This is a genomic window from Vogesella perlucida (genome assembly GCF_979366545.1).
Map to the genome: position 1 here is coordinate 137,810 of NZ_CEETRO010000010.1, position 7,765 is coordinate 145,574.

Consider the following 7,765-nt stretch of genomic DNA (forward strand, 5'->3'; position numbering starts at 1 on the left):
GCGCCTAGGTAAACAGAGCTGTTGATTCCGCTTTAGCTATCACAGCGCTATCCAGAACGTATTTCACATTCAATCATTCAGACCTGAACATGCGGCTTGGTCCATGTAGAGAGTAGTCAATTGAAACAGGTTCTTTCGTCCCCACAGAAACTTGGGGTCATGTTTGCCTTTCTGGCCGCCTTCGGTTTTTCCTTTAAGGCCATCTTCGTCAAGCTTGCCTACGCCACCGCTCCGGTGGATGCCGTCACCCTGCTGACCCTCAGAATGGTGTTTTGCATGCCATTTGTCATGATTGCCGTTGTGCCTGTCTTGCGAGGCATGCCCCGCCTGTCGTGGCGCGATATCGGCATGCTACTGTTGCTGGGCGGCATAGGCTATTACGGCTCCAGCATGCTCGATTTCTATGGTCTGCAATACATCTCGGCTGGGCTGGAACGGTTGATCCTGTTCACCTATCCCACCCTCACCATCCTGATCGGGGTGCTGTTCTTGGGTAAACCTGCGGAACGCAGCATCATACTGGCCGCAATGCTGTCCTATGCCGGGATTGCGATTGCCTTCGTGCATGACGCCAGCCAAAGCAGCGATGTGCACAGCGTAGTGCTCGGTGCTGGTTTTGTATTTGGCTGCGCGGTGCTGTATGCCCTTTACAGCGCGGGTTCGGAGCTTGCCATCAAACGGCTTGGCGCCATGCGATTTTCGTTGCTGTCCATCCTGGTCGCGACCGCGGCCATCGTACTGCACTTTCTGCTCAGCCGGCCGTGGCAACAGCTGCTGCTTCCGGCGCCTATCTACGGCTACAGCCTAGGTATGGCGCTGTTTTCTACCATCCTGCCAATCTTTTGGCAGTCACTGGCAATACGCCATATTGGTGCCGCCCGCGCGGTGCTGATTGGTACGCTCGGTCCGGCGTTGACCATCTTCTTTGGCTGGTGGCTGCTGGATGAGGCCGTATCGCTGTCACAGCTGGCTGGTACGGTCTTGGTCATTGGCGGCGTACTCCTTGCTAGTCGGCGTCCAAAGTTGGCCGCAGCACCTCAGCCATCTGCGACACGATAGCTGTTCACCGTTTCAAGAACCGCCGCAAGTAGGTGGTTGTGCCGCTGTGCATTCCAGGCCATGGCGGTGGTGACCACGTGCAATTCGTCTGCCAATGGCCTGATCACCACGCTGGCCGGCGCCATACCCTGCACCGATGCCGGCACCAGCGCCACCCCCTGATTGCAGCCGACAAAGGCAATCTGGGATGTCACGGAGCGCACCTCATGTAGGATGCGCGGTGAAAAGCCGCTGCTATGGCACGCAGCGGTTAGCCGATCGAACGAGATTGGGCTGACCTTGCGCGCGAACATGATGAAATCCTCACCGGCCAGATCGTGCAGCACCAGCTGTGCCTGGCTGCAAAGTGGGTGCGTGGCCGGCAATGCCACGGCCAACTTGTCTTCTCGTAGCGGCAGTGCGCTGATGTGCTCACCCAAGTCGCCCTCAAGGCGCGCAAATGCCAGATCGATGTCACCGCTGAGCAGCGCTGGCAGCGCCTCGTAGCTATCGATTTCCTTTACCGCCACAGTCAGTCCCGGGTGCTGCAGCTTGATCTGTTCGATCAGGCCCGGCAGCACGTCCAGAATCGCCGAGGTGATTGCGCCGATGGTGATGGTGCCGATTTGCCCGGCGGCCGCTTCTCGTACCGCCAGCTCCAGGCTTTCCAGCTGTTCGGCGAATTTTTTCATCGCAGGCAGGATGGCCTGTCCCACTGCCGTCAGCTGTGCGCCGCGGCGCGAACGCTCGAACAGCTTCACTTTCAATGCCTGCTCCAGGATCTGTATCTGCTCGGTCAGCGGCGGTTGCGACATGCCCAGGCGTTTGGCAGCTCGGCCGAAGTGTTGTTCCTCCGCTACGGCCAGGAAGAGCCAAAGGTGGCGAATGAGGCGAAAGTTGATCATGATTTTTGATAGGTTTGGCGTATTTAAAAGTTACAAAATTCGGAATTTACCTATCGAACTGTAGGGTGGAAAGTAGCGGTACACAAGTCCCCAACAGGAGAGTCCGATGAGCCAACCTTCTTTACTTGCGCGTCTGCAGCAGCAGGACAGCAACACACTGTCCGACGCGCTCGACTTCCTCAACTTACCCGGTGCCACCTATGGCCTGCGTCCACTGTGGGATGGCCCCAAGGTGGTTGGCCGTGCCAGTACCGTACAGCTCGGCCGCAAAACTGACGCGGCGCCGACGGTACACCTCATCTCGCCGGTGATTGCGGCTATCAATAGCACTGACCGCGTGCTGGTGATCGCTGGTGGCGTGGATGGCATTTCCTGCTGGGGTGACATTCTGGCGAATGCCGCAAAGGTGAAGGGCATTCGCGGTACGGTAATCGACGGCCTCAGCCGCGACATCGACGGTAGTGCTGATATCGGTTACCCGCTGTATGGTCGTGGCGTCACCATGATCAGTGCGCGCAATCGTGTGATTCAACTATCGTCTGGTCAGCCAGTTTCCATGGCCGGAGTGCAAGTACATGAAGATGATTATGTGCTGGCAGACCGCTGCGGCACGGTGTTTGTGCCAGCGGCACATATTGAGGCGGTACTTGATCTGGCGGAGCGGATTGCACGCCGTCAAGATGGCATGCTTGCCGCTGTACGCAGTGGTCGCTCAGTAGAAGAGGTCATGCACGACCGGCAATTCGAAGCCATCAAGCAGGAGGGCAGCAAATGAACACGATAGATCGTGAACTGGTGGCCCTGTTCGCCGGGCTGGATACCGCTGGCGTATCCGATGCTATGGACAAGCTGGGCCTGCCGGGACAGTGCCTGGGCATTATGCCGCTGGATAATTACCGACAGGTGGTGGTGGGTCCCGCGTTTACCGTCAAGTACGTTTCGGCCAGCACACCTGCCGGCACGGTGGGGGACTTTATTGACGATGTCGCAGCCGGTGATGTGGTGGTGATAGACAACGATGGTCGCACCGATTGTACCGTGTGGGGTGACATCATGACCCAGTATGCCGGCCTGCGGGAAATAGCTGGAACAGTCATCGATGGGGTGTGCCGCGACGTCAACAAGGTACTAAGCGACGGCTATCCGATGTTCTCCAAGGGTCGTTTCATGCGTACCGGTAAGGATAGGGTGCAGGTGGAGGCCGTGGGCGGAACCGTATCGATCGGTACCGCCCGCGTTGCAGCCCGCGACATCGTGGTGGCCGACGCCAACGGCGTAGTGGTGGTGCCGCGTGACCGAGCGGCTGAGGTGGCCGCGTTAGCACACAAAATCGAAGCAGTAGAAGCCGAAATTCGCGATCAGCTGGCACAAGGTAAGACCCTGGCCGCCGCACGCGAAGCTTTGGGATACCACACTCTGCAGAGGAAAGCTTGATGAGCCACTCGATTATCGATCAAACATTGGTCGCACGTTGTGCAGCACTAGGGACCGCCACATTGTACGAGGCCTGCGGCCAACCTTGCGCGGTGGATCCGCAGATTCGCAGCCTGTGGTCTGGCGCCTTCGTTGCAGCACCGGCTTATCCGTTGGTCTGCTCTCCTGGTGACAATCTATCCATTCACCTCGCCCTGGAACGCGCACCGCGTGGCAGTGTGCTGGTAGTAGATACGAGCGATTTCATTGCGGGTTACTGGGGAGAAGTACTGACCGTGGCTGCTGAGGCCGCCGGCATTGTCGGCTTGGTTATCAACGGTGGCGTGCGTGATACTGCTGCTATCAGCAAGCGCCGCTTTCCCGTATTTGCCCGAGGCGTGTCTGTACGCGGCACGGTAAAGACCAGTGCGCCAGCCATTGGCTTACCGATGATTTTTGGCGGGGTGCCCGTCGCAGAGGGCGACCTAGTCGTAGCCGACGATGATGGCGTGATCATCGTGCCAGCTGCCGACGTGGCGCGCACGCTAGAGGCTGGTGACGCACGCGCCGACAAGGAAAGCGTAATGATGAGCCAATTGAGCCAGGGTGCGACCACACTGGAGCTAATGGGTCTGGGACACTGGCGCGAGAAGGCATGATGATGACTACCCAATACCTGAACAAACATCTGGCCAGTGCCAAACCTTCTGCTACCTATAAAGTGATCGATCGTGTGGCAGCGCTACGTGCTGCCGGCATCAAGATTATCTCGCTGTGTGCTGGCGAGCCAGATTTCGATACGCCGGAACACATCCGTCATGCTGCGATTGCAGCTATAAACGGTGGTCACACCCGCTACACCCAGGTGGCTGGCACTCGCGCGCTGCGTGAGGCTGTGGCCAGCAAGTTCCGCCGCGAGAACGGGCTGAACGTGCAGTGGCAGGACACCATCGTCTGCTCCGGCGGCAAGCAGGTGATCTTCAATGCACTGGCGGCCACGCTAAATGAAGGCGACGAGGTGATCGTACCCGCGCCTTACTGGGTGAGCTACCCGGAAATCGTGCAGTTGTGCGGTGCGCACCCGATAGTGGTGCCCTGCGGTGAAGACAGCGGTTTCAAGCTCACAGCAGAAAAGTTGGCCGCAGCCATTACTCCGCAAACGCGCTGGTTGATTCTGAACTCACCATCCAACCCCACCGGCGCCGTCTACAGCCGTGCCGAGCTGCATGCACTGGCAGACGTGCTACTGGCGAATCCCCACGTACTGGTACTGTCGGATGATATCTACGAGCACCTGCTATTTGACGATCAATCATTCTTCACCCTGGCGCAGGTCGAACCACAGTTGCAGACGCGGACACTAACCATGAACGGTGTGTCCAAGGCCTACGCCATGACCGGCTGGCGCATTGGCTATGCCACAGGACCGCACTGGCTACTGGAGGCAATGGAAAAGTTACAGGGGCAGCAAACCTCAGGTGCCAGCGCCATCTCGCAGCAGGCGGCACTAGCAGCGTTGACTGGGCCGCAGGATTTTATTAGCCGCTCACGCGAGGTATTCGAAACCCGCCGCGACCGCATGGTACGGCAGCTCAACGCTACTCCAGGATTATCCTGCGCTCAGCCTGGCGGCGCATTCTACGTGTTTGCCTGCTGCGAAGAACTGTTGGGCAAGACCAGCCCGGCCGGCAAGTTGCTGGCTAGTGATGAGGACGTGGCACTTGCCTTACTCAACGAGGCCGGTGTGGCAGTGGTGCAAGGCAGTGCCTTTGGACTGGCACCATACATCCGCATTGCCTATGCGCTGGATGATGCTGCGCTACAGCAGGCATGTGCGGCGATTGGCGAGTTCTGCACTGCGGTGATGGGCAGCCGCTAACGACAACCCCGCGCTTGCGGCCAACCGTTCACCCAAGGTTGGCCGCAAGTGCAGCTGCTAATTGGGACACAGCATGACAATCCAACAGTTTGCCAGCCAACGGCTGGCCTTTGACATCAATGGCGTAGCACTTGACGTGGCTGCCATCCACCGAGATGGCGACAAAGCGCCGATTCTGTTCCTGCATGGTTTTGGATCGACGAAGGAGGATTACGCCGATATCGTTTTGCATACTGCCTTTGATGGTCACTCATTTATCGCTTATGACGCACCGGGTTGCGGGGAGACGAGCTGCTCCGATCTGAGTAGCGTTTCGATAAACCTGCTGCTACAGACTGCACTACAGGTACTAGCGCACTATCAAGTGGATCGCTTCCACCTGGTCGGTCACTCGATGGGCGGACTGACAGCCCTGTTACTAGCTAACCAACTAGGCGAGCGCGTACTCAGTTTTACCGATATCGAAGGCAATATCGCGCCGGAAGACTGCTTTCTGAGCCGCCAGATTGTCGATTACCCGAACGCCGATGCAGAGGCATTCTTCGATGACTTTATCGAACGTACTCGCCACGCGCCGGCCTACGCCAGCGCCCTGTACGCCGCTAGCTTGCGCCACAAGGTGCGCGCTGCGGCAGTGTGCGGTATTTTCAGTTCCATGGTCGAGTTGTCGGACCACGGCATGCTGATGGAAAAATTCCTGGCCTTGCCATGCCGCAAAATGTTCATGTACGGCGTGCAGAACGCCAGTCTCAGCTATCTGGCAAACCTTAAGCAGCACGGGGTGAGACTTTGTGAAGTGCCACATTGTGGCCATTTCCCGATGTATTCCAACCCTAAATTCATGTGGCGGGAGATCGCCGACTTTGTAAGTTGATAGTTTTGATCGCTTCACGGAAGTGAGTTCCTGTCTATTGGCTAGATACTTTCATGGCTGCTTTCAAAGCGAATGCAGCCATCGTCCGTCTGGAGAGTGAAAGTCAGCATTGGCCGACAAGCTGCCACAGTTCTCGGAAGGATGGCTGGAGGTCGGCCAAAGCGGACTTTCAGCTTCCCACAAGTATCCGTCAGCAATGTGCCAGTTACCCGTCACTCAGCCATTAAGGCTTTCAATAGGTTCTTTCATCACCGGCGAGGAAAACCCCGCTCCCATGCGGCCATTGGCGTTTTGATGCTTTAACGGGGGCTAACCAAGCTGAGCGGCCATAAAGTGTCTAGCAAAGCTGTAGCGATTTACAGTGTGAGGCTCGCGAGGTGTCTAGGAAAAGAGGGGCGATTCAGAGTGCATGGCTATTGCTTTTGGTCCGGTATTTCTTTTTGCTCGAACAGCCCATCACCTCTCTGTGCTAGCCACTGCTTTTTATTAAATCCAGTCGCTACTTGCTTGCGTATATCCCCCCGGGTAGGATGCTGAGCCATGAGCACACATACTTCCCATCCCGACATTATCAAGCGGCTCAAGCGTGCCGAAGGCCACCTCAGGAGCATCGTCACTATGCTCGAAGAGGGACGCAGCTGCCTGGAGATCGCCCAGCAGCTACAAGCCGTAGAAAGCGCCGTGACTAATGCCAAAAAGACGCTGGTTCACGACCATATCGAGCACTGTCTAGAACACGCTGTGCGCGAAGGCGCGCAGACTGCAGACGATACCCTGCGCGAATTCAAAGCCATCACCAAATACCTCTGAGGCGCTACCTGCATGACTGAGTTTGCAACCCTTCTGCAGCAGGGCAATGCCTGGCTGTTTGTCCCTAGCGCCATCCTGCTGGGGGCGTTGCACGGTTTGGAGCCGGGCCATTCCAAGACCATGATGGCCGCGTTCATTGTGGCCATCCGCGGAACGCTGGGGCAGGCGGTTTTGCTAGGCCTGTCGGCGACCTTGTCGCATACCGCCGTGGTGTGGGCCGTGGCCATGACTGGCCTGTACTTTGGCCAGAACTGGGACCCGGGCAAGACCGAAGCCTATTTTCAGCTGGCATCTGCCGTGATTATTGTTGGTGTAGCCGCCTGGATGATCTGGCGCACCTGGCGCAACGAGCAATGCGCGCACGCCCATGACCATCATCACGACCATGACCATGATGAAGGCCAGACTATTGATACCGGCCACGGTAAGGTAAGGCTGCAGGTTTTCGAAGACGGCGTGCCGCCTCGTTTTCGCTTATATCACGCAAGCCAGCGCGGCCATGTCTGGGCGGCTGAACATATCCGCGTGGAAACCCTGCGCCCAGATGGGCAACGGCAGGCTTTTACTTTTGTACAGCGAGATGGCTTTGTGGAATCCGAGCAGCTCATTCCCGAGCCGCACGAATTCGTGGCGCGCCTGAGTTTGGGGCATGGGCAGCATAGCCACGATTACGAAGTGCAATATGTAGAGAATGGCCACGATCACGCTGTTAATGACTCGGATGGCCTGAGCATATCGGCAGACGGTTACCAAGACCCGCACGAATTAGCCCATGCAAACGATATCCGTCGCCGCTTTGCAGGCCGGGAGGTGACCACCGGCCAGATTGTCATGTTTGGCCTAACG

9 protein-coding genes are annotated in these 7,765 nt (G+C 57.5%); 8 read left to right on the forward strand and 1 reads right to left on the reverse strand.

Annotated features, from left to right (window positions below; all coding sequences use genetic code 11):
• Nucleotides 1-159: 159 nt before the first annotated feature.
• Nucleotides 160-1,059, forward strand: coding sequence for a DMT family transporter (locus ACZ9XP_RS14895; protein ID WP_465188687.1), 900 nt, complete (start codon nucleotides 160-162; stop codon nucleotides 1,057-1,059).
• Here the strand turns inward: ACZ9XP_RS14895 and ACZ9XP_RS14900 are convergent.
• Nucleotides 1,038-1,943 carry a LysR family transcriptional regulator gene (locus tag ACZ9XP_RS14900; protein WP_465188688.1) on the reverse strand — a complete coding sequence of 302 codons (906 nt, stop codon included), beginning with the start codon at nucleotides 1,941-1,943 and terminating at the stop codon, nucleotides 1,038-1,040. The two genes, ACZ9XP_RS14895 and ACZ9XP_RS14900, sit on opposite strands and share 22 nt — an antisense overlap.
• A gap of 106 nt (nucleotides 1,944-2,049) precedes the next feature.
• Between ACZ9XP_RS14900 and ACZ9XP_RS14905 the strand changes: the two genes are divergently transcribed.
• The 7 genes from ACZ9XP_RS14905 to ACZ9XP_RS14935 all read left to right on the forward strand — a co-directional run.
• Nucleotides 2,050-2,718 (forward strand): RraA family protein, encoded by a 669-nt coding sequence (locus ACZ9XP_RS14905; RefSeq protein ID WP_465188689.1) that lies wholly within the window; start codon nucleotides 2,050-2,052, stop codon nucleotides 2,716-2,718.
• Complete coding sequence (locus ACZ9XP_RS14910; protein ID WP_465188690.1) at nucleotides 2,715-3,377, forward strand: RraA family protein; 663 nt, start codon at nucleotides 2,715-2,717, stop codon at nucleotides 3,375-3,377. Before ACZ9XP_RS14905 ends, ACZ9XP_RS14910 begins: the two co-directional genes overlap by 4 nt.
• Nucleotides 3,377-4,015 (forward strand): RraA family protein, encoded by a 639-nt coding sequence (locus ACZ9XP_RS14915; RefSeq protein WP_465188691.1) that lies wholly within the window; start codon nucleotides 3,377-3,379, stop codon nucleotides 4,013-4,015. The genes ACZ9XP_RS14910 and ACZ9XP_RS14915 overlap by 1 nt, the downstream gene beginning before the upstream one ends.
• Nucleotides 4,012-5,235, forward strand: coding sequence for a pyridoxal phosphate-dependent aminotransferase (locus ACZ9XP_RS14920; protein ID WP_465188692.1), 1,224 nt, complete (start codon nucleotides 4,012-4,014; stop codon nucleotides 5,233-5,235). Before ACZ9XP_RS14915 ends, ACZ9XP_RS14920 begins: the two co-directional genes overlap by 4 nt.
• Before the next feature lie 73 nt (nucleotides 5,236-5,308).
• Nucleotides 5,309-6,109 carry an alpha/beta fold hydrolase gene (locus ACZ9XP_RS14925; RefSeq protein WP_465188693.1) on the forward strand — a complete coding sequence of 267 codons (801 nt, stop codon included), beginning with the start codon at nucleotides 5,309-5,311 and terminating at the stop codon, nucleotides 6,107-6,109.
• 540 nt (nucleotides 6,110-6,649) lie between these two features.
• On the forward strand, nucleotides 6,650-6,919 hold the full coding sequence (locus tag ACZ9XP_RS14930; RefSeq protein WP_147683135.1) for a metal-sensing transcriptional repressor: 270 nt from the start codon (nucleotides 6,650-6,652) through the stop codon (nucleotides 6,917-6,919).
• A 12-nt stretch (nucleotides 6,920-6,931) separates the two neighbouring features.
• Nucleotides 6,932-7,765 (forward strand): nickel/cobalt efflux transporter (locus ACZ9XP_RS14935; protein ID WP_465188694.1); only part of this gene is annotated, 834 nt, incomplete at its 3' end.